A 22,712-nucleotide genomic window follows, 5' to 3' on the forward strand; every position below is an offset into this window, starting at 1 on the left:
ACGCCCGGTTACATTTCGAACCCGGAAGCTAAGCCTTACAGCGCCGATGGTACTGCAGGGGGGACCCTGTGGGAGAGTAGGACGCCGCCGAACAATTTTCATAGAAAGCCCCCGTGCCATTCGGCACGGGGGCTTTCTGCGTTTGCGGAGCAGGTGGGACCCCCGCGTCGGCACACCGCGGACCGGAAGGGTTCCCGTGCATGTGTGTACGGATGCCTACAGGCGTCCCGCTGCCTTCAAGGCGAGATACGCGTCCGCGAGTGCCGGGGGCAGTTCCTCCGGAGTCGCGTCCACCACGGTGACGCCGTGGCGGCGAAGCTGTTCCGCGGTGCGGTCGCGCTCCGCGTGTGCCTGCGCTGCCGCCGCTGCCTCATACACCGCGTCGGCGTTCCCACGTGCCTTGGCCATCCCGGCGATGTGCGGGTCGGCCACCGAGGCCAGGAGCACCGTGTGGCGCTGGGTCAGCTGGGCCAGGACAGGAAGCAGACCCTCCTCGATGGGCGCTGCGTCGAGCGTGGTGAGCAGCACGATCAGGGACCGGCGGGGCGTCGTACGCAGTGCCGTGGCCGCCAGGCCCCGGGCGTCCGTTTCGACGAGCTCGGGTTCGAGCGTGGCCATGGCGTTGACGAGGGACGGGAGGACATCGCCCGCCGTGCGGCCCTGGACGAGGGCGCGCAGGCGGCGGTCGTAAGCCAGCAGGTCGACGCGGTCGCCGGCGCGGGACGCGAGGGCTGCGAGGAGCAAGGCCGCGTCCATGGAGGCGTCGAGGCGGGGAGCGTCGCCGACGCGGCCCGCCGAGGTGCGGCCGGTGTCGAGGACCAGCAGGATGTGACGGTCGCGTTCGGGACGCCAGGTGCGTACCGCTACGGCGGATTGCCGCGCTGTGGCCCGCCAGTCGATGGAGCGGGTGTCATCGCCGGGGACGTATGCGCGCAGACTGTCGAACTCGGTTCCCTCGCCCCGGGTCAGCACGCTGGTACGGCCGTCCAGTTCGCGCAGGCGGGCCAGTTTGGACGGCAGATGCCTGCGACTGGTGAAGGGCGGCAGGACACGTACGGTCCAGGGGACCTTGTGGGTGCCCTGGCGGGCGAAGAGGCCGAGGGGGCCGTAGGAGCGGATGGTGACGCGGTCGGCCTGGCGGTCGCCGCGACGGGTGGGGCGCAGGCGGGTGGTGGCGCGCCGGCGTTCGCCCGGGGGGATCACCAGGAGGTGGCGGGAGGCCGCCACCTCCGTACCCGGTCGCCAGCTGCTGGGAGGCCAGGCGTCGCGGATGCGGGCGCGCAGCGGGCGGCGGGACGGATTGGTGATCGTCAAGGTGACGTCGGCCGTGTCGCCCAGGCGTACGGACGTGTCGCCGGAGCGGGTCAGGCCGAGGTGGCGTACGGGGGCGGCCAGGGCGAAGTCGCAGGCGCAGGCCACCGCGAGGGGGGCGTTGACGGCGAGCAAGCCCGTCCAGCCGGGTTCCCAGATGCCGACGGGAAGGGCGCCGAGGGCCGCGAGCAGGGCGGCGCGTCCGGTGGGGGCCATCAGCGGGGGACGGGGACGTGGGCGAGGATCGCGTTGATGACCGAGTCGGTCGTGACGCCTTCCATCTCGGCCTCCGGGCGCAGTTGGACACGGTGGCGGAGGGTCGGGAGGGCGAGGGCCTTCACGTCGTCGGGGATGACGTAGTCGCGGCCCGTCAGCCAGGCCCACGCGCGGGCGGTGGCCATCAGTGCGGTGGCGCCCCGGGGAGAGACACCGAGGGTGAGTGAAGGCGACTCACGGGTGGCGCGGCAGATGTCCACGACGTAGGCGGTGATCTCGGGGGAGATCGTTGTTTCGGCGACCGCGCGGCGTGCTGCTTCCAGGTCGGCGGCGTTCGCGACGGGGCGTACGCCGGCGGCGCGCAGGTCGCGGGGGTTGAAGCCGTCCGCGTGGCGGGTGAGGACGTCGATCTCGTCCTGGCGGGAAGGGAGGGGGATGGTCAGCTTGAGGAGGAAGCGGTCCAGCTGGGCTTCGGGGAGCGGGTAGGTGCCCTCGTACTCGACCGGGTTCTGGGTCGCGGCGACCAGGAAGGGGTCGGGGAGGGGGCGGGGGGTGCCGTCCACCGTGACCTGGCGTTCCTCCATGGCCTCCAGCAGGGAGGACTGGGTCTTCGGGGGAGTGCGGTTGATCTCGTCCGCGAGGAGGAGGTTGGTGAAGACGGGGCCGGGCTGGAAGGAGAACTCGGCGGTGCGGGCGTCGTAGACGAGGGAGCCGGTGACGTCGCTCGGCATGAGGTCGGGAGTGAACTGGACGCGCTTGGTGTCGAGTTCCAGAGCGGCGGCGAGGGCGCGGACGAGGAGGGTCTTGGCGACGCCGGGGACGCCTTCGAGGAGGACGTGGCCGCGGCAGAGCAGGGCGACGACGAGGCCGGTCACGGCGGGGTCCTGGCCGACCACGGCCTTGGCGATCTCGGCGCGCAGGGCCTCCAGGGAGGCCCGGGCGGCGGCCGGGTCCCCGGGGTGCGCGGCGTTGTCAGTGGTCGGGTCCATCATGGACGGCGTACCTCTCTTTCGAGGGCGTCGAGTTGGTCGGCGAGCTGGATGAGTGCCGCGTCGTCGCCGGGCGGCGGGCCGAAGAGGAGGGTGTGCAGGGTTTGTCCGTCGCCGTTGAGGTGGGCGGACAGCGCGGGGAGCAGGGCCTCGGGCGCGTGTGCCTGAGGGGTGGGGACGCCGACGAGGGGGGCGAGGCGGGTGCGGGTCGTGGAGCGAAGAGCGGCGGCCGCGCGGTCGCGGGCGTTGGCCTTGCGGTAGAGGCGGGCGCGGCCTTCGACGGTTTCGGAGGCGCGGATCGCGACGGGGAGTTTCTCGGGCACCAGAGGGCCGAGTCGGCGTGCCCGCCACAGAGCGGCCAGGGCCGCGGCGACGAAGAGTTGCAGGGTGCCCCACAGCCAGCCGGAGGGGAGCAGGTCGATGAAGCCGCGCTCGCCCTCTCCGGAGGCGGTGGAGGAGTCGGCGAGCGAGGGGAGGTACCAGACCAGATGCGGGCGGGAGCCGAGGAGCTGAAGGGCGAGCGAGGCGTTGCCGTGCTCGTCGAGGCGGTCGTTGAGGAGGATGTCGGGCGCGCCGAGGAGGACGGTGTCGCCGTCGCCGGAGGGTGCCGGGATGCGCAGCAGGGTGGCCAGGCGCTCGCTGGGGTAGCACTCGTCGGCGGTGAGATGGGTAAGGGTGTAGCGGATGCCGCCGGTGTCGGCGGTGCCGGCGCGGCGGGCGGCGGGCAGGTCGCAGTCGGGGGAGAGGGTGGAGTCGAGGCTGGTGGCCGGATCGGCGGTGACGCCGGGGGCGAGCCGTTCCACGGACGCGCTGCCGGAGGAGACCAGGACGGTGCGGCCGCGGGAGCCGATGAAGGCGGAGTGCAGCCGCGTCTGCTGACCGGGGGTCAGCAGATCGGGAACGGCGACCAGGAGTGTGGTGTCGGGGGCGGCCGCGGCGGCGGCCTCGTCGAGGGTGGTGACCACGCGTGTGTCCACGCCGCGGCCGGCCAGGAGCTCGGCGACGGCACGGCTGCCGTAGGGGTCGGCGGAGCGCGGGTCGAGTTCGCCGTGCCGGGCGTCGGAGCGGACCACGGCGATCGCGACGGCCGCCGCGAGCAGCAGCACCAGCGCGAGGGCGACGCCTCGCGTGCGGGTCCACACCTGGCGGGTGGTGGGCGAGGCCGAGGTGGACGGAAGCGTGACCTCGGTCGTCATCCGGCGGCTCCCTGGCGGGTGGTGGCGTCCGCGCTCCGGGTGCCGCTGCTCGCGAGCTGTGGTGTGGCGCGCTCGAGGTCCCGGTCGAGTCCGGCGATCTGCCGGTACGACTGTTCCGTCGCGGCCCGGCCGCCGTATGTCACGTCGTCGAAGGCGCGGGCCGCGGTGCGCAGCGGGCCGGTGTGGGCGGGCAGGGCGCGGCCGGCCTCCGCGGCGGCCTCGTCGGCGGTGCGGCCGGGACGGATGTCGAGCAGGGCGCGTTCCTCCAGGGCGCGGACGATGGCGCGCATGCGTTCCTGGACTGCCTGGTTCCAGTGGCCCTGGGCGGCGTGCGCCTCGGCGGCCGCGCGGTGTTCGGCGGCGCTGCGGGGGCGGTCGTCGAACAGGGCGGGTGCCGAGGTCGGCCGGCGGCGGGGGGTGCCCAGCCGCCACCACAGGGCGCCCAGGACGGCGATCACGGCCGCGATGATGACGACCAGGCCGAGCGTGCCCCCGGGTGACGCGGTGGAGGCGGCGTCGAACAGCTTGCCGACCCACTCCCAGAAGGCGTCGAGGGCCCGCTGGAACCAGCTGGGGTCGTTCTCGTGGTACATGCGCTTCGCCAGCTCGCGCCGGGCCGCCTCCCGCGCGGGATCACGCGGGACGGTGACGGGCGGCTCGTCGTCGCCGCGCAGCAGCAGGCGTACGGCCGTGTCCGCGCCCGTGGGCAGGGCCGGTACGGATGTGAGAACTCCCCCCGTGGCGGTCACCGCATCAGCTCCCCGGGGTGGCGCCGGTGCCGTGGTCCTGGATACCTGCGGCGCGGGCCAGTTCGAGGTCGAGGGCCTCGCGGCGGATGCGCTGGTCGATGTAGAGGAGCACGGTGACGCCGGCCGTGATGGGGAACGTGATCATGGCGCCGATGACCGAGCCGATGCCGCTGACGATGAGGAACGTCCAGCCGATGTCGCCGCCGGCGGTGTTGAGGAAGCCGGAGACGCCGTCGCCGCTGAGGGTCGCGGCGAGGAAGGTGAACGGGATGACGATGATCGACGCGACGACGTTGGCGATGATCGTGGCGAGCAACTGGATGCCGAAGACCCGCCACCAGGAGCCGCGCACCAGCTTGGCGGAGCGGCTCATCGCCTTCACGATGCCCTGCTTCTCCAGCATCAGCGTGGGCGAGGCCAGCGAGAAGCGGATCATCAGCCACAGCGCGAGAACACCGGCGCCGACCAGGCCCAGGACGGTGAGCCCGACGCCCACCTCACTGCCCGCCGCGAGGGTCACGAGGAAGCCGGGCAGCGCGCCCACGGTGACGATGCCGGCGGTGATGAGCAGCAGCAGGCAGATCAGGCCGAACAGCTTCACGATCTGGGGGCGGGCGTCGCGCCAGGCCTCGCCGATGGTGACCGACTTGCCGAGGACCGCGCGGCTGGTGACGGTCGTGAGCAGGGCGGTGGCGGCCACGGTGCCGACCAGGGTGATCAGGAAGACCACCCCGGAGTTGAGCAGGGCGTCCCCCATGGCGTCGGTCAGCTCGCCGAGGGTGGCGCTGGGGTCGTTGAGCGCCTCGGTGCTGGAGTTGTCCAGGACGAGGCCCTGGAGCAGGACGACGACGATCTCGGTGAGGACGGCGACGGCCAGCGAGATGCCGAGGACCGTACGCCAGTGGGTGCGCATGGTGGAGACTGCGCCGTCGAGGATCTCCCCGACGCCGAGTGGGCGGAGCGGGATCACACCGGGCTTGGCCGCGGGCGGGGGCCCTCCCCAGCCGCCGCCCCAGGCACCGCGCCCGCCGGAGCCGCCCGGGCCTCCGTGACCGCCGGGCGGCGGGGCGCCCCAGCCCTGGCCGGGTGGTGGGGCCGGGTCCGTGGGGCCGGGCCGGACGGTGGGCGCGGACCACTGGCCGGCCTGTGGCTGTTCCTTCGACCACTTCACGCCCGGCTCCTGCGGGGCCCGCTCCGGCTGCTCGGCGGGTTGTTCGGGGTTCGGGCGGCCGGCGGGCTCGGCAGGTCCGGACGCGCCGGGCTCCTGCCCTTCGGACGGGGCGGATCCGGGCGAGGCCCAGCCCGGAGTGTCGTTCATCGTCGCTCCTTCACGGTGCCCGTCCGCGGTCGCGGCGGCACCTTGGCAGCCATCGTGCCATGGGGTGGTCATCCACGGACCGGCCGAGGTGGGGGCCGCGTACCTTCAATTGTCCGCGCGACAGGGGGCAGACTGGCCACATGGCTGATCAGTACGCGAACAGCGGCGACAACAAGCGGCCGACCGAGATCCCGGCACTGCGCTGGGAAGAGCCACCCGAAGGTCCCGTCCTGGTTCTGCTCGACCAGACGAGGCTGCCGGCCGAGGAGGTCGAACTCGTCTGTACGGACGCGCCCGCGCTGGTGGAGGCGATCCGCTCGCTCGCCGTGCGGGGTGCCCCCCTGCTGGGCATCGCGGGGGCCTACGGCGTCGCGCTCGCCGCCGTGCGGGGCTTCGACGTGGACGACGCGGCGGCGGCGCTGGAGAGCGCCCGGCCCACCGCGGTGAACCTCTCCGTCGGGGTGCGCCGGGCGCACTCCGCCCACCAGGCCGTGCTCGCCCGTGGCGGGGACCCCCGGCAGGCCGCCGGGGCGGCGCTGGCCGCGGCGCGGCAGCTGCACCGGGAGGACGCCGAGGCCAGTGCCCGGATGGCCGAGCACGGGCTGGCGCTGCTGGACGAGCTGCTGCCCGGTGGCGGGCACCGGATCCTCACGCACTGCAACACCGGTTCGCTGGTGTCGGGCGGGGAGGGGACGGCGTTCGCGGTGGCGCTGGCGGCGCACCGGGTGGGGCGGCTCAGGCGCCTGTGGGTGGACGAAACGCGTCCGTTGCTGCAAGGTGCTCGCCTGACGGCGTACGAGGCGGCCCGCAGCGGCATGGCGTACACCCTGCTCACCGACAACGCGGCGGGATCGCTGTTCGCGGCGGGCGAGGTGGACGCGGTGCTCATCGGGGCGGACCGCATCGCGGCCGACGGTTCGGTGGCGAACAAGGTGGGGAGCTATCCGCTCGCGGTGCTCGCGCGGTACCACCATGTGCCGTTCATCGTGGTGGCACCGGTGACGACAGTGGATCCCCGGACGCCGGACGGGGCGTCGATCGAGGTCGAACAGCGCCCCGGCCATGAGGTGACCGAGATCACAGCACCGCAGGTGCCGACGGTCGGAACGGAAGCAGGAGGCGGCATTCCGGTGGCACCCCTGGGGACCCAGGCGTACAACCCGGCGTTCGACGTGACACCGCCGGAGCTGGTGACGGCGATCGTCACCGAAGAGGGGGCCGTTTCCCCCGTGACAACCGATGCTCTGGCCGCGTTGTGTGCCAGGTCACGCCAGGTAACGATTAGCTAATGGGATGATGTCGTTTATGAAGGGACGAGTCCTTGTCGTCGACGACGACAGCGCACTGGCCGAGATGCTCGGCATCGTGTTGCGCGGTGAAGGTTTTGAGCCGTCTTTCGTAGCCGACGGCGACAAGGCGCTGGCCGCTTTCCGGGAGACCAAACCCGACCTGGTGCTGCTGGACCTGATGCTGCCCGGCCGGGACGGCATCGAGGTGTGCCGCCTGATCAGGGCGGAGTCCGGGGTGCCGATCGTGATGCTCACGGCGAAGAGCGACACCGTCGATGTCGTGGTGGGCCTGGAGTCCGGGGCCGACGACTACATCGTGAAGCCGTTCAAGCCGAAGGAGCTGGTGGCCCGTATCAGGGCGCGGCTGCGCAGGTCGGAGGAGCCGGCGCCGGAGCAGCTCGCCATCGGTGACCTGGTGATCGACGTGGCCGGGCACTCCGTGAAGCGGGACGGGCAGTCCATCGCGCTGACGCCGCTGGAGTTCGACCTGCTGGTCGCGCTCGCCCGCAAGCCGTGGCAGGTGTTCACGCGTGAGGTGCTCCTGGAGCAGGTCTGGGGCTACCGTCACGCGGCGGACACCCGGCTGGTGAACGTGCATGTGCAGCGGCTGCGTTCCAAGGTCGAGAAGGACCCGGAGAAGCCGGAGATCGTGGTGACCGTCCGTGGTGTCGGGTACAAGGCAGGACCGAGCTGACATGTCCGGTGACAGTGCCGCTTCGGCGCCCGGCCGGTCCGGGGGCCGTCCGGGGCGGCCTGTCGGCCGGAAGACGGCGGGCTCCCGCTGGGGCCGCCTGCTCGAGGGCGGGCTGCTCCAGGGCGGAGTCCAGGGCAGCCCGGTGATCCGGCTGTTCGTGCGCTGGGTGCGCCGGCCGCTGCTGCCCGTCATGCGGCTGTGGCGGCGCAACATCCAGCTCAAGGTCGTCGTCACGACGCTGCTGATGTCGCTCGGCGTGGTCCTGCTGCTGGGCTTCGTCGTCATCGGGCAGGTGCGCAACGGTCTGCTGGACGCCAAGGTGAAGGCCTCGCAGAGTCAGGCCACCGGCGGGTTCGCGGTGGCCAAACAGCAGGCCGAGGAGGCCGTGAGCGTCACGGACGGCCAGGGCACCGCGGTGGACGGCAGCCCCTCGCAGAGCGTCATCCAGTGGATGAGCGACCTCGTGGAATCGCTCTCCAGCGGTGGCCAGGGAGCCTTCGACGTGGTCACCCTGCCCGCGAGCGACGAGAGCGGCAGCGGGCGCGGACCGCGTGCCTCCGGTGAGGTCAACCCGACGGCCAGTGTGCCCGCGGCGCTGCGGGAGCAGATCGACACCAGCACATCGGCGGCGCAGAGCTACACGCGCATCGTCTACGACACCAAGAAGGACTCCCAGCCCGGCCTGGTCATCGGCAAGCAGGTCAACGACCCCAACAGCGACCCGTACCAGCTGTACTACCTCTTCCCGCTCACCCAGGAGGAGAAGTCGCTGAGCCTGGTCAAGGGCACCCTGGCGACCGCCGGGCTGTTCGTCGTCGTACTCCTCGGGGCGATCGCCTGGCTGGTGGTGCGCCAGGTCGTCACGCCGGTGCGGATGGCGGCCGGGATCGCCGAGCGGCTGTCCGCCGGGCGGCTGCAGGAACGGATGAAGGTCACCGGCGAGGACGACATCGCGCGGCTGGGCGAGGCCTTCAACAAGATGGCGCAGAACCTGCAGTCGAAGATCAACCAGCTGGAGGACCTGTCGCGGATGCAGCGCCGGTTCGTGTCCGACGTGTCGCACGAGCTGCGGACGCCGCTGACGACCGTGCGGATGGCCGCGGACGTCATCCATGAGGCGCGCGAGGACTTCGACCCGGTCACCGCGCGGTCGGCCGAGCTGCTCGCCGACCAGCTGGACCGGTTCGAGTCGCTGCTCGCGGACCTGCTGGAGATCAGCCGTTTCGACGCGGGCGCGGCGGCGCTGGAGGCGGACGCGATAGACCTGCGGGAGGTCGTACGGCGTGTGGTGAGCGGCGCCGAGCCGCTCGCCGAGCGCAAGGGCACGCTGATCAAGATCGTCGGTGATCAGCAGCCCGTCGTCGCCGAGGCCGACGCGCGGCGCGTGGAGCGCGTGCTGCGCAACCTCGTCGTCAACGCGGTGGAACACGGTGAGGGCAAGAACGTCGTCGTGAAGCTGGCCGCGGCCGGCGGGGCGGTGGCGGTGGCGGTGCGCGACTACGGGGTCGGGCTCAAGCCCGGCGAGGCGACCCGGGTGTTCAGCCGCTTCTGGCGGGCCGACCCGGCCCGCGCGCGTACCACCGGCGGTACCGGGCTGGGTCTGTCCATCGCCCTGGAGGACGCGCGGCTGCACGGCGGCTGGCTCCAGGCGTGGGGCGAGCCGGGCGGCGGCTCCCAGTTCCGGCTGACGCTGCCCAGGACCGCGGACGAGCCGCTGAGGGGGTCTCCCATACCCCTGGAGCCCAAGGACTCGCGGCGCAACCGCGGGCTGGACGATGCCGGTCCGCCGCGCGGTGACGGGGACGGCGAGAAGCGTGCCACGGCGCAGGAGCCGGGCGCCGACGGGCCCGCGCGGGCGGCCCGGGACCCGTTCGCGCTGAGGCCGTCGGCCGTGGCCCCCACGGCCGACCCGACGGCTCTGCCGGGCAACGGGGCGCGCGTGGTGTCCCGGCCCGGGAGTACGGGCGTGACGCCCGGGGCGAGGGCAGAGGACGGTTCGTCGTCCGCCGGGGGCGGTGACGCGCAGGTGCGGGGCGCGGGTCCCGAGAGCGACGGGCTCTTTGGTGCCGGTCGTGACGGAGCCGACGCGGGCGTGGCCGCCGGTGGGCCGCAGGCAGAGCGCGGTGGCCCCGCGGGACGGCCGGACGGCGGCCGGTCCGAGGGGATCGCGGAACGGCCATCGGAGGGTGTCCGTGGCGGGGCCGGGGAGCCGGAGCCGCGACCCGGGGCCCCGGTCGGCGCCGACGGAGGGCTCGGCGGCGAACGTGGCGAGAGTGCGGCGCGAGGCGCGGCAAGGGACGGGGAGGCTTCGCGTGGGCGGTGAGCGCGGTGGGCACGGCCGGGGGGCATCGGTGCGGGCGGTGGCGTTCGCCGCCGGTGGGGTCGTCCTGCTGGCCGGGTGCGCCTCGATGCCCGACAGCGGGGATCTGCGGGGCGTCGAGTCCACGCCGCGGCAGGACACACAGGTACGGGTGTTCGCCATGCCGCCGAGTGAGGACGCCACCCCCACGCAGATCGTGCAGGGCTTCCTGGAGGCGCTGACCAGCGACGACCCGGACTACAAGACCGCACGCCAGTATCTGACCCGCGAGGCGGCGAAGACCTGGCGGCCGGAGCTGTCCACCACCGTGCTGTCGGACGGTCCGGGCGCCCAGGCCGACCGTCCGGACCGGCAGGACACCGGCTCCCTCTCCTACACGCTGACCGGGACCAAGGTCGCCACCGTGGACGCGCAGCAGTCGTACGCGCCCGCCTCCGGGTCCTACAACAAGCTCGTGCACCTCACGAGGGACGCCGAGAACGGCCAGTGGCGCATCGACGCGGTGCCGCAGGGCGTCGTCATGGGCAAGTCGGACTTCCAGCGCAACTACATGTCCGTCAACAAGTACTACTTCGCCTCGAACAACGCGGGCACCGCCTCCGGAACGCCGCCGGTGGCGGTCGCCGATCCCGTCTTCGTGCGCAGTCACGTCGACCCGACGACCCAGATGGTGCGCTCCCTCATCGGCGGGCCCACCACCTGGCTGGACCCTGTCGTCAGGTCGAGCTTCCCCACGGGGACGGCGCTGCGCAAGGACGCCGGTCCGCTGGCGCCGGACGACCGGGGCAGGCTGACCGTGCCGCTCAACGACAGGGCGGCCGAGGTCGGTGTGGGCCGGTGCGAGGAGATGGCGGCCCAACTGCTGTTCACGCTGCGCAATCTCGGTCCCGCGGTGGAGGAGGTCGAGCTGCGGGCCGATGGCGGACAGCTGTGTTCGCTCACCCGGGAGGGCGCGGAGACCGTGGCCACCAGGGGCGCGCTGCAGCAGCCCGACTACCTGTACTTCGTCGACGACGAGCACCGCCTGGTGCGGATCGCCGCGGGCAGCAGCGACACGGAGCCGGACCCGGTGCCCGGGGCGCTGGGCGAGGGGGAGCAGGCGCTGCGCTCGGTCGCGGTCGCACGGGACGAGCGCACCGCGGCCGGGGTCGGTATCGACGGCAGGTCGCTGTTCGTCGCCCCGCTGGCGTCGGACAGTTCCCTCGTCGAGCCCGTGCTGCGCAGCCGGGGCAAGACGGAGGAGGACCGGCTGACCACGCCCAGCTGGGACGCCCGGGGCGGACTGTGGGTGGCCGACCGTGACCCCGCCGACCCGCGGCTGTACCTGCTGGAGAAGGGCGCCGAGGAGCCGCTGGAGGTGCGGACGCCGGGGCTGGACGGCCGGGTGCGGGCCGTACGGGTGGCCGCCGACGGGGTGCGGATCGCGCTCGTCGTGGAGAAGGGCGACCGGCGTTCCCTGCTGATCGGGCGGATCGAACGGAGCGAGCCGGACGGCAGGACGGAGGAGCGCCCGACGGTCACCGTGCTGCAACTGCGCTCCGCGACGCCCGAGCTGGAGCAGGTCACGGCCATGTCCTGGGCCGGGGAGAGCCGGCTCGTGGTGGTCGGCCGCGAGCACGGAGGCGTGGAGCAGATGAAGTACGTCGAGGTCGACGGCTCTACGCCGGACGTGCCGCCGCCCGCCGCCCTGACCGGCGTCAAGGCCGTCACCGCGTCCGAGGACGAAGGGGCACCGCTGGTGGCGTACTCCGTGGACGGGATCGTACGGCTGCCCTCGGGGGCGCAGTGGCAGCAGGTGACGAAGGGAACCGCGCCGGTCTACCCGGGGTGAGCGAACCGGCCCGGCCCGGTCCGCGTCCGGTGGCGGGCGCATCCGTCCGGCCCGGTCCGCGCGGTTGTCCACAGGGGTGGCCGGGTGCGGCGGGCGTTGGCACAGTGGGCCCATGCGGGACTGGTGGCGGGACCTCACCGACCTGGTGCTTCCGGCCGAGTGCGGCGGATGCGGCAGGCCTCGTGCGGTGCTCTGCGCACCGTGCCGTACGGCGTTGAGCGGGGCTCCGCCGCGCCGGGTCCGGCCGGTGCCCGAGCCGGCCGGTCTGCCCCCGGTGCATGCGGCGGCCCCGTACGCGGACGAGGTGCGCGCCGCGCTGCTGGCCCACAAGGAGCGGGGAGCCCTGGCCCTCTCCGGGCCGCTGGGGAAGGCCCTGGCGGGAGCGGTGCGGGCGGGTCTGGGAGCGGCTTCGGCGGGCGCCTGCGGGGTGCGGGAGGTGACGGTGGCGCGTACGGCGCGGACGTCGTGCGGGGCCCGCGTCGGGGGACCGGACGGCACCCGCGGCTCGGTGCTGCTCGTCCCCGTGCCGTCCGCGCGGCGGGCGGTGCGGGCGCGCGGGCATGATCCCGCTCGGCGGATCGCGTATGCGGCGGCGGGTGAGTTGCGGCGGGCAGGGGTACCCGCCCGAGTGCTTCCCGCGCTGCGGCAGCGACGGATGGTGGCCGATCAGGCGGGGCTCAACTCCCGGCAGCGGCTGGCCAATCTCGCCGGGGCGCTGACGGTGGTACCGGGCTGCGGCCGGCTGCTCTCCACCGGCCGGGTCGTGCTGGTCGACGACGTGATGACGACCGGGGCGTCGCTGGCCGAGGCGGCGCGTGCGGTACGGGCGGAGTCGCGGGCCGCGGCACGCGAAGCGGAACCGGAACCGGACATCGCATCCGGGAGGGGGCCGGACGCGGGCGCCGGATCGAGTATTTCGGGGGCCGCGTTCGTGTACCTGGGTGAGACAGGGGAAGGGAGAGGGGAACAGCGGAACGGATCAGCTCAACAGAGTGCGGGTCGGCGCTCCGTCCGGACGCCGGGTGCGACGGGCCCGGGCGACGCCGACGGGATCATCGACGTGATGTGCGCGGCCGTCGTCGCGGCATCACCGGACGCCTTCGAAATACTCCGGAACTGATTGAGAACGTGCGTCGTTGCAGGTAATGAGAGGCCAATTCACCAGAATGGAGGTATGACGCGGTAGAGGGTGACGCCATCCGTCCCGGCGAGATATGTTCGGTTGTGAGGGAAAGCCGCAGGCCACACCCCTCCGAGTCCGATTGCCGTGCTGCGGGGTTCCGGTAAAACACCCGCGTCGGTGGAGTGGATATCTCGCTCATGGGGGAGGAGGTGGAAGTCACCGAGTCCGAGGTTCCGGACCTCACCGGAGCCTGGTGCAAAAGGGAGACGCTCCGCATAGAAAACGGAGTGATCCGGGAACGGAGTTCTGCGTGGACATCGTCGTCAAGGGCCGCAAGACCGAGGTGCCCGAGCGGTTCCGGAAGCACGTGGCCGAGAAGCTGAACCTGGAGAAGATCCAGAAGCTCGATGGCAAGGTGATCAGCCTCGACGTCGAGGTGTCCAAGGAGCCCAACCCCCGACAGGCCGACCGCAGTGACCGAGTGGAGATCACGCTCCGCTCCCGCGGTCCGGTGATCCGGGCGGAGGCAGCGGCGAGCGATGCGTACGCGGCGCTCGACCTGGCAGCGGAAAAGCTGGACGCCCGGCTGCGCAAGCAGCACGACAAGCGTTTCTCGCGACGCGGTTCGCGCAGGATCTCGGCCGCCGAGGTCCCCGACCACGTCCCGGGCGCGGCGACACTCAACGGGACCGGCGCGCCCTCCGCCGAGGAGGAGCGGGAGGCCGTCCCGACGAAGAGGATCGGCTCGCTGGAGGTACAGGGTGACGGCCCCCTGGTCGTCCGCGAGAAGACCCACGTGGCGGCGCCCATGACCCTCGACCAGGCGCTCTACGAGATGGAGCTGGTCGGGCACGACTTCTACCTGTTCATCGACTCCGAGACCAAGGAACCCAGTGTCGTCTACCGACGGCACGCCTACGACTACGGCGTGATCCACCTCAGCACCGACACGATGGTCACCGCGACCAACTCCCCCGAAGCGGGCGGAACGCTCGGCGGCTGACACTGCCGGGCGAGAGCCGAGCCGGTGCCCCTGGTGCGCGTGTGCGCCCCCAGGGGCACCGGTGTGCGCCCACCGGGAGCGCACACCGGCACCCGGTGTCGTCGCGGCATGGAATCATGGCGGCAACGGCCCAACCGGTGGGCCGTTGCCTTGGGTTGGCGATGGCTCAGGACCACAGGCCACAGCCTTCAGGGGGAGGAACGATGGCGGACAGCTTCGGACCGATGCATCACGGGGGTGCCGACGACGGCGTCGCCGGCATGGGCCCGGACGCGGACACTCCACGCAAGGAGCCGATCAGAGTCCTTGTGGTGGACGACCACGCGCTGTTCCGCCGCGGACTGGAGATCGTGCTCGCCGCCGAGGAGGACATCCAGGTCGTCGGCGAGGCGGGGGACGGCGCCGAGGCCGTGGAGAAGGCGGCCGACCTGCTGCCCGACATCGTCCTGATGGACGTGCGGATGCCCAAGCGGGGCGGGATCGAGGCGTGCACCTCCATCAAGGAGGTCGCCCCGAGCGCGAAGATCATCATGCTGACGATCAGCGACGAGGAAGCCGATCTCTACGAGGCCATCAAGGCGGGCGCGACCGGCTACCTCCTCAAGGAGATCTCCACGGACGAGGTGGCCACCGCCATTCGCGCGGTGGCCGACGGGCAGTCGCAGATCAGCCCGTCCATGGCGTCGAAACTGCTCACCGAGTTCAAGTCGATGATCCAGCGGACCGACGAGCGCCGGCTCGTCCCCGCGCCCCGGCTGACGGACCGTGAGCTGGAAGTCCTCAAGCTCGTGGCCACGGGGAAGAACAACCGCGACATCGCCAAGGAGCTGTTCATCTCCGAGAACACCGTGAAGAACCATGTGCGCAACATCCTGGAGAAGCTGCAGCTGCACTCCAGGATGGAGGCGGTGGTCTACGCGATGCGGGAGAAGATCCTCGAGATCCGGTGACGGCCCGCGGCCTCGGACGGAGGCACGGACGGACCGCACGGACGCACGGGCGAGGGCTCCGAACCAGGGCTGCGCCGAGGGCCCAGACCGTCAGACGAGGGCCCGGGCGAGCTCCAGGGTGAGGGCCTCGCGCAGCTCGGGTGCGTCGACCCGCTCCACGCGGACGTTGGTGCAGTCCACCCAGCCCGCCGCCTCCACCAGGGCCTGAGCCACGGCGGGCACCGCCTTGGGGCCGTCCAGCGTGACCTGCTTGGCCACCAGCGTGCGGCCCTCGCGAGCCGGGTCGACCCGGCCGACGAGCCGGCCGCCCGCGAGCACGGGCATCGCGAAGTAGCCGTACACCCGCTTGGGCTTGGGGACGTAGGCCTCCAGGCGGTGGGTGAAGCCGAAGATCCGCTCCGTGCGCGCCCGCTCCCAGATCAGAGAGTCGAACGGGGACAGCAGGGTCGTACGGTGACGGCCGCGCGGCGCGGTCGCCAGGGCGGCCGGATCGGCCCAGGCCGGCTTGGACCAGCCCTCCACCGTGACCGGGACCAGGCCCGAGTCGGCGATCACCGCGTCGACCTGCTCCGCCTTGAGGCGGTGGTAGTCGGCGATGTCCGCGCGCGTCCCGACGCCGAGGGACTGGCCGGCCAGGCCGACCAGACGGCGCAGGCACTCGGCGTCGTCCAGTTCGTCATGCAGCAGCGCTTGCGGGATCGCGCGCTCGGCGAGGTCGTAGACCCGCTTCCAGCCGCGGCGCTCGACGCACACCACCTCGCCGTACATCAGGGCGCGCTCGACGGCGACCTTGGTGCCGGACCAGTCCCACCACTCGCTGGTGCGCTTGGCGCCGCCCAACTCGGTGGCCGTCAGGGGACCTTCCGCGCGGAGCTGCTTGATCACCTGCTCGTAGACACCGTCGGGGAGCTCGTGGTGCCAGTGCGGGCGGTCGCGGTAGGCGCGGCGGCGGAAGGCGAAGTGCGGCCACTCCTCGACGGGGAGGATGCACGCGGCGTGCGACCAGTACTCGAACGCGTGCGGCGGCTGGGAGCCCTTCTTCCAGTAGGCCTCCTCGACGGTCCGGCGCCCGACGGCGCCCAGGCGGGCGTAGGGGATGAGTTCGTGCGAGCGGGCGAGGACGGAGATGGTGTCGAGCTGCACCGCGCCCAGATGGCGGAGGACCCCCCGGACGCCGGAGCGGCGGTCGGGGGCACCGAGGAAGCCCTGGGCCCGCAGGGCGATGCGGCGGGCCTCGTCTGCCGAGAGTTCCGTGGTCGGACGCGGAAGGGTCGTCATACGTCCGCACGATAGAGGGCGCCACTGACAAGGATGGTGGGGCGGGCCCTCATTCCCGCCCGGGCACGTAGGGCGCCGTGGACGGAAGGCCCAGGTCGGACGGGAGCAGGGAGCCGACCCAGCAGTCCCGCAGCACTCCCTTGTTGTTGAGCGAGGAGCGCAGGACGCCCTCGATGGTGAAGCCCGCGCGTTCCGCCACCGCGCGGGAGGCCGCGTTGCCCACCTCCGCGCGCCATTCCACGCGGTCGATCGACATCCGGGTGAAGGCCCAGCGGGAGGCCGCGAGGGCGGCCTCGGTGATGTAGCCGTTGCCGCGGTGCTCCTTCGCCCCCCAGAAACCGATCTCGCCCGTCCCGAGGGAGCGCATGGTGATGCTGAGCATGCCCGTGAGTTCCCCGGTGGGCAGGAAGACGCCGAAGGTGAACATCGAACCGGTCGCCCAGCCGTCGGGGACCATCTGCTCCGTGAAGCCCTGCGCGTGCTCGGGCAGGTACGGGGAGGGGATCGTGGTCCAGCGCTGGATGTCCGGGTCCTGGGCGGCGGCGTACACGGCGTCGGTCTCCTGCGGGCCGACCGTACGCAGCAGGAGGCGGCCGGTGGTGAGCGTGACGGGTTCCATCGGCCGATTCTGCTCGGGCGGCGGTGAACGGCGCCATCGCTTTCGCCGTGAGTGAGGCGACGATCACCCTTCGCACAATTCGCCGGGGTGACACGGCACCATCCAAGGGCCCCGGACGTTGTCCTTTTGAAGCAGCCGTGAAACGGATAGGAAGCAGCCGACGGTCACCCCCACGGCAGGCCTCCCGGCGTGGCGGGGTCCTCGCATACGATGGCCGTTGCTCAGTCAGTGAAATGGAAACCGACCGTCCCAGGCCCGACCGGCAAGGAGACCAACCCCCGTGTCCGTCCTCTCGAAGATCATGCGTGCAGGCGAAGGCAAAATCCTGCGCAAGCTGCACCGCATCGCGGACCAGGTCAACTCCATCGAAGAGGACTTCGAAAGCCTCTCCGACGCCGAGCTGCGGGCCCTCACCGATGAGTACAAGCAGCGGTATGCCGACGGTGAGAGCCTGGACGACCTGCTGCCCGAGGCGTTCGCCACCGTCCGCGAGGCCGCCAAGCGCGTCCTGGGCCAGCGGCACTACGACGTCCAGATGATGGGCGGCGCCGCTCTCCACATGGGCTACGTGGCCGAGATGAAGACCGGTGAGGGCAAGACCCTCGTCGGCACCCTGCCCGCGTACCTGAACGCCCTGTCCGGTGAGGGCGTCCACATCATCACGGTCAACGACTACCTGGCCGAGCGCGACTCCGAGATGATGGGCCGCGTCCACCGCTTCCTCGGCCTGGACGTCGGCTGCATCCTCGCCAACATGACGCCGGCCCAGCGCCGCGAGCAGTACGCCTGCGACATCACCTACGGCACGAACAACGAGTTCGGCTTCGACTACCTGCGCGACAACATGGCGTGGTCCAAGGAGGAGCTGGTCCAGCGCGGCCACAACTTCGCCATCGTCGACGAGGTCGACTCCATCCTCATCGACGAGGCCCGTACGCCGCTGATCATCTCCGGCCCGGCCGACCAGGCCACCAAGTGGTACGGCGACTTCGCCAAGCTGGTCAAGCGCCTCAAGCGCGGCGAGGCCGGCAACCCGCTCAAGGGCATCGAGGAGACCGGCGACTACGACGTCGACGAGAAGAAGCGCACGGTCGCCATCCACGAGTCCGGCGTCGCCAAGGTCGAGGACTGGCTGGGCATCGACAACCTGTACGAGTCGGTGAACACCCCGCTCGTGGGTTACCTGAACAACGCCATCAAGGCCAAGGAGCTCTTCAAGCGCGACAAGGACTACGTCATCATCGACGACGAAGTCATGATCGTGGACGAGCACACCGGCCGTATCCTCGCCGGCCGCCGCTACAACGAGGGCATGCACCAGGCCATCGAGGCGAAGGAAGCGGTGCCGATCAAGGACGAGAACCAGACGCTCGCCACGATCACGCTGCAGAACTTCTTCCGCCTCTACAAGCGGCACGACCACGACGGCAAGGAGATGCCGGGCCTGTCCGGCATGACCGGTACGGCGATGACCGAGGCCGCCGAGTTCCACCAGATCTACAAGCTCGGCGTGGTGCCGATCCCGACCAACCGGCCGATGGTCCGCAAGGACCAGTCGGACCTGATCTACCGCACCGAGGTCGCCAAGTTCGAGGCGGTCGTCGACGACATCGAGGAGAAGCACCGCAAGGGCCAGCCGATCCTCGTCGGCACGACCTCCGTCGAGAAGTCCGAGTACCTGTCGCAGCAGCTCAGCAAGCGAGGCATCCAGCACGAGGTGCTGAACGCCAAGCAGCACGACCGGGAGGCGCAGATCGTCGCCCAGGCCGGCCGCAAGGGCAGTGTCACCGTGGCCACCAACATGGCCGGCCGCGGTACGGACATCAAGCTCGGCGGCAACCCCGAGGACCTCGCCGAGGCGGAGCTGCGCCAGCGGGGCCTCGACCCCGAGGAGCACATCGAGGAGTGGGCGCAGGCCCTGCCCGAGGCGCTCAAGCGGGCCGAGCAGGCGGTCAAGGCCGAGAAGGACGAGGTCGAGAAGATCGGCGGCCTCTACGTCCTCGGTACCGAGCGGCACGAGTCGCGGCGCATCGACAACCAGCTGCGCGGTCGTTCCGGCCGTCAGGGCGACCCCGGCGAGTCCCGTTTCTACCTCTCGCTCGGTGATGACCTGATGCGCCTGTTCAAGGCCCAGATGGTCGAGCGCGTGATGTCCATGGCCAACGTCCCGGACGACGTGCCGATCGAGAACAAGATGGTCACGCGCGCGATCGCCTCCGCCCAGTCGCAGGTGGAGACGCAGAACTTCGAGACGCGTAAGAACGTCCTGAAGTACGACGAGGTCCTCAACCGGCAGCGCGAGGTCATCTACGGCGAGCGGCGCCGCGTCCTGGAGGGCGAGGACCTGCAGGAGCAGATCCACCACTTCATGGACGACACCATCGACGCCTACGTCCAGGCGGAGACCGCCGAGGGCTTCCCCGAGGACTGGGACCTGGACCGGCTGTGGGGCGCGTTCAAGCAGCTCTACCCGGTGAGCGTCACCATCGAGGAGCTGGAGGAGGCGGCCGGCGACCGGGCCGGGCTGACGGCCGAGTACATCTCCGAGTCCATCAAGGACGACATCCGCGCCCAGTACGACGCCCGTGAGACGCAGCTCGGCTCCGAGATCATGCGTGAGCTGGAGCGCCGGGTCGTGCTGTCGGTCCTGGACCGCAAGTGGCGCGAGCACCTCTACGAGATGGACTACCTCCAGGAGGGCATCGGCCTGCGCGCGATGGCGCAGAAGGACCCGCTGGTCGAGTACCAGCGTGAGGGCTTCGACATGTTCACCGCGATGATGGACGGCATCAAGGAGGAGTCCGTCGGCTATCTGTTCAACCTGGAGGTCCAGGTCGAGCAGCAGGTCGAGGAGGTCCCGGTCGAGGACGTCAAGCCGGTGGCCGACCTGGAGAAGCAGGACGCGGTGCCCGCGCAGGCGGGGCCCCGCCCGGAGATCCGGGCCAAGGGGCTCGACGCCCCGCAGCGGCGCAACCTGCACTTCTCCGCGCCGACGGTGGACGGCGAGGGCGGCACCATCGAGGGCGACTTCGCCACCGACGAGGTGCGCTCCGAGGCCGACGGCCTCACCCGCGCGGAGCGCCGCAAGCAGGCGCGGGGCGGGCGTCGCCGCAAGAAGTGAGCGTCGCTCCACGAGGAGCGTGAGCAGGCCGAGGGCCGGGCACCCCAGGGTGCCCGGCCCTCGGGCGTCCGGTGGTGCGCTCAGCGCGGGCCGGTGTCCGTGCGGGGCGGGCGTGGGCCGCCCAGTTCCACCGCGGTGCAGCGCCAGCGCAGGTCCCGGCCCTGCTCCAGCCGGAACGCCATGGCACGCAGCCTGTCCCCGGCGCCGATCCGGGCGAACGCCTCGATGGCGCCCTCCCGGGGTTCGAAGTAGCCGATGTCGCGTACGACGGGGCGGACACCGCGGGTGCGCAGGGGCCCGCGCTCGGCGAGCCGCACCAGCTCGTCGTAGGCCCGTCCGGCGGTGTGCCGCAGCATGGCGTGGACGGGGCGCTGCCCGCTGAGGACGGCGAGGAGCAGCTCGGCGAAGCGGTCGGTGGGGCTGGGCTGGGGGACGACGGGCCGGTGCGCGGACCGGTCGGGGCGGGTGGCCCGCGTCTCCCGGGCACTGAGGGACGACGCGGCCGGCGTGGCCGGCCGCAGGCCCCGGGCCGTCCGGGACGTCGGGCGGTTGTCGGCGGGCCGGGTGGCGGGAGCGGCGGCCGTCGGCCGGCCTCCTCCGGGCGAGGGCGCGGGAGCCGTCCGGCCGGTGGGAACACGGGGTGGGGTGGTGCCGGTGCCGGTGCCGGGCGCGGGCGCCGACGGGTGGCCGGCCTCGGGGAGAAGGGCGGTAGCGGGCCTCCCGGTGGGGAGGTGGGGTGGGGACGAGGACGGGTGGTCCGCGTCGGGGCACGGGGCGGGAGTGGGCTTCCCCGCGGGGGTGCGGGGTGCGGTGGTGGCGCTCGGGCGGCGTGGGTCGCGGCGGGTGGGGGGACGGGTGCCGGTGCGGTGTTGTGCCCTGGTCATGACCTTGTGCATGGGGACCCCGTTCGACTGGGCCCGGTGACGGCCGGGAAGCCGGGTGGTACCGGGCAGTAACTTCGTGGTTGGGGATCTTGTACGGGGCGGGGGAAGGCGGTGGCAAGGAGAGGGGAGGCCGGCCGGGACGGCAGCGGAGTTCACTTATCCGGGTGATCCGCGGGCCCCGGGGCGTGTGCCCGGGCGGGCGGGCCGGGTGAGTTCCCGGACGGAAGTGGACGCGGTCGGGGGTGCGGGCGGGGACCCGATGGGGGACGCCCCACGTATCCTGAAGACCCTTTTGGATCACCACGAAAGCGGCCGACATGCGCGTCTACGTCCCCCTGACCCTCCCCGGGCTCGCCGAGGCGTACAAGACGGGTGAGCTGGTGGAAGGGCCCTTCCTCGCGTACGCCGTGACCCCCGCGCTGCGCGAGTGGTACCTCTCCGACGACATCGAGGAGCTGGAGTACGCCGCGCTGAGCCGCGCCGCGCTGGCCTCCCTGCGGCTGCTGGCGGCGGACGCCGGTGCGCCGCGGCGCCGGGTCGTGGTCGCCGTGGACGTGTCCGACGACGCGGCCTCGTCCGACCCGGACCGGGGCCTCGACCCGGCCGCGCTCGGCGAGGTGCGGGTCGCCGGGACCGTACGGCTGGCCAAGGCGGCCGCGGTGCACGTGGACGCGGCGGACGCGGAGGCGGACGTGACGGCCGCCGCGGACGCGCTGCCCGCGGCGGACGGCGGGGACGACGACGCGCAGTTCGTGGTGGACGGGGCGGAGGACCACGAACTGCTGTGGTACGCCACGCAGGAGATCCCCCACCTGGTGGGTTGAGCCGCCGTACTCCCGGATGTCAGTGGGGGCCGGTACGTTTTCGGGCATGGGGACGCACAGGGACGCGCACATCGTCTGGGACTGGAACGGCACGCTGTTCCACGATGTCGACGCGGTCATCGGGGCGACGAACGCGGCATTCGCCGAGCTGGGTCTGGAGCCGATCACGCTGGAGCGGTACCGGGAGCTGTACTGCGTGCCGGTGCCCAGGTTCTACGAGCGGCTGATGGGGCGGCAGCCCAGCGGGGCCGAGTGGGAGCTGATGGACGCCACCTTCCACCGCTACTACACGGAGCACCGGGTGCGGTGCGGGCTCGCCGAGGGCGTGGTGGAGCTGCTCGCGGGGTGGGCGTCGGCGGGGCGCAGTCAGTCGATCCTCAGCATGTACGGGCACGAGGACCTGGTCCCGCTGGTGAGGGACTTCGGGATCGACGCGCACTTCATACGGGTCGACGGGCGGACCGGACCGTCCGGGGGCAGCAAGGCGGAGCACATGGTGCGCCACCTCGGCGCGCTGACCGGCGTGGACCCGGCGCGCACGGTGGTGATCGGTGACGCGGCCGACGACGCGCTGGCCGCACGGCACGTGGGAGCGCAGGCCGTGCTCTACACCGGCGGCTCCCACGGCCGTGCCAGCCTGGAAGCGGTGGGAGTCCCGGTGGTGGACACACTGCGGGAAGCGGTGGCGGAGGCGGAGCGCCTGGCGTCGGCCTGACCGAAGGGGCCGAAAGGGTCGAAGAGGGAGTAAAGAGGCCGGAGGGGCGAAGCGCACTGTGCAGAACGTCAAAGTTCCGCCCCCGGTTTTGTACACATACGGCTCATGACGGGCCCCCCGCAAGGAGCGATAGCCTTGGTGGCGTGATCAGCGCGATAGCTCGCGGGGACCTCGGTGTCCCTGCTGTGCGCCCGGCGTGCACGGACGACATCCGTGACCGGGTGGCGGTCGCTGATCCTCGCGGGCGGCACGGGTCGCGGCGCACCCCCAGGGAGCAGGCGT

General features: G+C 72.1%; 18 protein-coding genes and 1 rRNA gene. 11 read left to right on the forward strand and 8 right to left on the reverse strand.

The features are described 5' to 3' along the window. A 5S ribosomal RNA gene (gene rrf / locus IE178_RS33785) occupies positions 1 to 93 on the forward strand; the annotation flags it as partial. 123 nt (positions 94 to 216) lie between these two features. Here the strand turns inward: rrf and IE178_RS33790 are convergent. The 5 genes from IE178_RS33790 to IE178_RS33810 are packed head-to-tail and all read right to left on the reverse strand — an operon-like array spanning position 217 to position 5,779. Next, positions 217 to 1,527, reverse strand: a complete 1,311-nt coding sequence (locus tag IE178_RS33790) for a DUF58 domain-containing protein (protein ID WP_193514914.1) — start codon at positions 1,525 to 1,527, stop codon at positions 217 to 219. Continuing rightward, entirely contained in the window at positions 1,527 to 2,516 is a 990-nt protein-coding gene (locus IE178_RS33795) for an AAA family ATPase (protein WP_438874437.1), read from the reverse strand. Before IE178_RS33795 ends, IE178_RS33790 begins: the two co-directional genes overlap by 1 nt. Further along, the gene (locus tag IE178_RS33800) at positions 2,516 to 3,712 is read right to left on the reverse strand and encodes a DUF4350 domain-containing protein (RefSeq protein ID WP_193514916.1); all 1,197 of its coding nucleotides are present in this window, start codon (positions 3,710 to 3,712) and stop codon (positions 2,516 to 2,518) included. The genes IE178_RS33795 and IE178_RS33800 overlap by 1 nt, the downstream gene beginning before the upstream one ends. Then, entirely contained in the window at positions 3,709 to 4,461 is a 753-nt protein-coding gene (locus IE178_RS33805; RefSeq protein WP_193514917.1) for a DUF4129 domain-containing protein, read from the reverse strand. Before IE178_RS33805 ends, IE178_RS33800 begins: the two co-directional genes overlap by 4 nt. A 4-nt stretch (positions 4,462 to 4,465) precedes the next feature. Continuing rightward, positions 4,466 to 5,779: a DUF7847 domain-containing protein gene (locus IE178_RS33810; protein WP_184766635.1), complete on the reverse strand. Its 1,314-nt coding sequence runs from the start codon at positions 5,777 to 5,779 to the stop codon at positions 4,466 to 4,468. Between the two features lie 140 nt (positions 5,780 to 5,919). On the opposite strand from IE178_RS33810, the gene mtnA reads away from it, so the two are divergent. The 7 genes from mtnA to IE178_RS33845 all read left to right on the forward strand — a co-directional run bounded on the left by mtnA (position 5,920) and on the right by IE178_RS33845 (position 14,989). Further along, positions 5,920 to 7,068: an S-methyl-5-thioribose-1-phosphate isomerase gene (mtnA, locus tag IE178_RS33815; RefSeq protein ID WP_184766636.1), complete on the forward strand. Its 1,149-nt coding sequence runs from the start codon at positions 5,920 to 5,922 to the stop codon at positions 7,066 to 7,068. Positions 7,069 to 7,072: 4 nt separating this feature from the next. Continuing rightward, positions 7,073 to 7,762, forward strand: a complete 690-nt coding sequence (gene mtrA, locus IE178_RS33820) for a two-component system response regulator MtrA (protein WP_004987303.1) — start codon at positions 7,073 to 7,075, stop codon at positions 7,760 to 7,762. A gap of 1 nt (position 7,763) precedes the next feature. Continuing rightward, positions 7,764 to 10,085, forward strand: coding sequence for an MtrAB system histidine kinase MtrB (gene mtrB / locus IE178_RS33825; RefSeq protein ID WP_193514918.1), 2,322 nt, complete (start codon positions 7,764 to 7,766; stop codon positions 10,083 to 10,085). Then, a complete protein-coding gene (locus IE178_RS33830) occupies positions 10,075 to 11,913 on the forward strand; it encodes an LpqB family beta-propeller domain-containing protein (RefSeq protein WP_193514919.1) in 1,839 nt (612 codons plus the stop codon). The genes mtrB and IE178_RS33830 overlap by 11 nt, the downstream gene beginning before the upstream one ends. A gap of 112 nt (positions 11,914 to 12,025) precedes the next feature. After that, positions 12,026 to 13,033, forward strand: coding sequence for a ComF family protein (locus IE178_RS33835; protein WP_193514920.1), 1,008 nt, complete (start codon positions 12,026 to 12,028; stop codon positions 13,031 to 13,033). A 313-nt stretch (positions 13,034 to 13,346) separates the two neighbouring features. Continuing rightward, the gene (gene hpf, locus IE178_RS33840; RefSeq protein WP_184766640.1) at positions 13,347 to 14,039 is read left to right on the forward strand and encodes a ribosome hibernation-promoting factor, HPF/YfiA family; all 693 of its coding nucleotides are present in this window, start codon (positions 13,347 to 13,349) and stop codon (positions 14,037 to 14,039) included. Between the two features lie 203 nt (positions 14,040 to 14,242). Continuing rightward, positions 14,243 to 14,989 carry a response regulator gene (locus IE178_RS33845; protein ID WP_184766641.1) on the forward strand — a complete coding sequence of 249 codons (747 nt, stop codon included), beginning with the start codon at positions 14,243 to 14,245 and terminating at the stop codon, positions 14,987 to 14,989. A gap of 90 nt (positions 14,990 to 15,079) precedes the next feature. On the opposite strand, the gene IE178_RS33850 is transcribed toward IE178_RS33845, so the two are convergent. Together IE178_RS33850 and IE178_RS33855 are read right to left on the reverse strand one after the other, a co-directional pair. Next, positions 15,080 to 16,267 (reverse strand): winged helix-turn-helix domain-containing protein, encoded by a 1,188-nt coding sequence (locus IE178_RS33850; RefSeq protein ID WP_184766642.1) that lies wholly within the window; start codon positions 16,265 to 16,267, stop codon positions 15,080 to 15,082. A 49-nt stretch (positions 16,268 to 16,316) separates the two neighbouring features. Continuing rightward, positions 16,317 to 16,886, reverse strand: coding sequence for a GNAT family N-acetyltransferase (locus tag IE178_RS33855; protein ID WP_184766643.1), 570 nt, complete (start codon positions 16,884 to 16,886; stop codon positions 16,317 to 16,319). A 280-nt stretch (positions 16,887 to 17,166) separates the two neighbouring features. Between IE178_RS33855 and secA the strand changes: the two genes are divergently transcribed. After that, complete coding sequence (secA, locus tag IE178_RS33860) at positions 17,167 to 20,007, forward strand: preprotein translocase subunit SecA (protein WP_184766644.1); 2,841 nt, start codon at positions 17,167 to 17,169, stop codon at positions 20,005 to 20,007. Positions 20,008 to 20,087: 80 nt separating this feature from the next. On the opposite strand, the gene IE178_RS33865 is transcribed toward secA, so the two are convergent. Continuing rightward, positions 20,088 to 20,891: an Rv3235 family protein gene (locus IE178_RS33865; RefSeq protein WP_438874438.1), complete on the reverse strand. Its 804-nt coding sequence runs from the start codon at positions 20,889 to 20,891 to the stop codon at positions 20,088 to 20,090. A 317-nt stretch (positions 20,892 to 21,208) separates the two neighbouring features. Here IE178_RS33865 and IE178_RS33870 point away from each other — a divergent pair, with 317 nt between their 5' ends. Together IE178_RS33870 and IE178_RS33875 are read left to right on the forward strand one after the other, a co-directional pair. Beyond that, on the forward strand, positions 21,209 to 21,715 hold the full coding sequence (locus IE178_RS33870; protein ID WP_184766646.1) for a DUF6912 family protein: 507 nt from the start codon (positions 21,209 to 21,211) through the stop codon (positions 21,713 to 21,715). Positions 21,716 to 21,761: 46 nt separating this feature from the next. Continuing rightward, entirely contained in the window at positions 21,762 to 22,430 is a 669-nt protein-coding gene (locus IE178_RS33875; protein ID WP_193514922.1) for an HAD family hydrolase, read from the forward strand. Positions 22,431 to 22,712: the final 282 nt, after the last annotated feature.

The organism is Streptomyces griseoloalbus (assembly GCA_014650015.1).
Classification (GTDB): Bacteria; Actinomycetota; Actinomycetes; order Streptomycetales; family Streptomycetaceae; genus Streptomyces; species Streptomyces griseoloalbus.

Bases quoted from the DNA above. Each gene is read 5' to 3' on its own strand.
- IE178_RS33790 (WP_193514914.1), bottom strand. From the start codon at position 1,527: ATGGCCCCCACCGGACGCGCCGCCCTGCTCGCGGCCCTCGGCGCCCTT.
- IE178_RS33795 (WP_438874437.1), bottom strand. From the start codon at position 2,516: ATGGACCCGACCACTGACAACGCCGCGCACCCCGGGGACCCGGCCGCC.
- IE178_RS33800 (WP_193514916.1), bottom strand. From the start codon at position 3,712: ATGACGACCGAGGTCACGCTTCCGTCCACCTCGGCCTCGCCCACCACC.
- IE178_RS33810 (WP_184766635.1), bottom strand. From the start codon at position 5,779: ATGAACGACACTCCGGGCTGGGCCTCGCCCGGATCCGCCCCGTCCGAA.
- mtnA (WP_184766636.1), top strand. From the start codon at position 5,920: ATGGCTGATCAGTACGCGAACAGCGGCGACAACAAGCGGCCGACCGAG.
- mtrA (WP_004987303.1), top strand. From the start codon at position 7,073: ATGATGTCGTTTATGAAGGGACGAGTCCTTGTCGTCGACGACGACAGC.
- mtrB (WP_193514918.1), top strand. From the start codon at position 7,764: ATGTCCGGTGACAGTGCCGCTTCGGCGCCCGGCCGGTCCGGGGGCCGT.
- IE178_RS33835 (WP_193514920.1), top strand. From the start codon at position 12,026: ATGCGGGACTGGTGGCGGGACCTCACCGACCTGGTGCTTCCGGCCGAG.
- IE178_RS33845 (WP_184766641.1), top strand. From the start codon at position 14,243: ATGGCGGACAGCTTCGGACCGATGCATCACGGGGGTGCCGACGACGGC.
- IE178_RS33850 (WP_184766642.1), bottom strand. From the start codon at position 16,267: ATGACGACCCTTCCGCGTCCGACCACGGAACTCTCGGCAGACGAGGCC.
- IE178_RS33855 (WP_184766643.1), bottom strand. From the start codon at position 16,886: ATGGAACCCGTCACGCTCACCACCGGCCGCCTCCTGCTGCGTACGGTC.
- IE178_RS33865 (WP_438874438.1), bottom strand. From the start codon at position 20,891: ATGACCAGGGCACAACACCGCACCGGCACCCGTCCCCCCACCCGCCGC.
- IE178_RS33870 (WP_184766646.1), top strand. From the start codon at position 21,209: ATGCGCGTCTACGTCCCCCTGACCCTCCCCGGGCTCGCCGAGGCGTAC.
- IE178_RS33875 (WP_193514922.1), top strand. From the start codon at position 21,762: ATGGGGACGCACAGGGACGCGCACATCGTCTGGGACTGGAACGGCACG.